This is a genomic window from Pseudoalteromonas sp. S4492 (assembly GCF_005886115.1).
Classification (GTDB): Bacteria; Pseudomonadota; Gammaproteobacteria; order Enterobacterales; family Alteromonadaceae; genus Pseudoalteromonas; species Pseudoalteromonas gelatinilytica.
The window spans coordinates 1-365 of record NZ_PNCP01000320.1; the positions used below are offsets into that span (position 1 = coordinate 1).

The window sequence follows — 365 nt, forward strand, 5'->3', positions numbered from 1 at the left end:
GGCGATCAGGGATGCTATAGCAGCACTGAAGCCGATTTCAATGCCTCCTTGGATATTGGCACGAATATAACGCATGGCATAAGCGGTGCCGCAGGCACCGAGCACTGTAGCAGCATCCATGAGTTTTTCTTCTATAAAAACTGTTTTCCCTAACTGATTGAATAAGCCGGTCACAAATGCGGTTTGTGTTTCGGATGCGTTCATGCTATTGATACAGGTCATACTTTCCTGAATAGCAATAGCCGTATTGGGCATAGCGCGGAAAATGGCAAATTGATCTCCCACAATACTTAGGATATCGTTGATCCATACGCCTGTAACCACACTTACCAGTGTTTGTTTTTGTGGATCTAAGAAGGGTTTTA

1 protein-coding gene is annotated in these 365 nt (G+C 44.4%); it reads right to left on the reverse strand.

Annotated elements, in window-relative coordinates:
• On the reverse strand, positions 1-365 hold a 365-nt coding region (locus CWC28_RS21715; RefSeq protein ID WP_212746836.1), incomplete at both ends, for a pyrroline-5-carboxylate reductase family protein.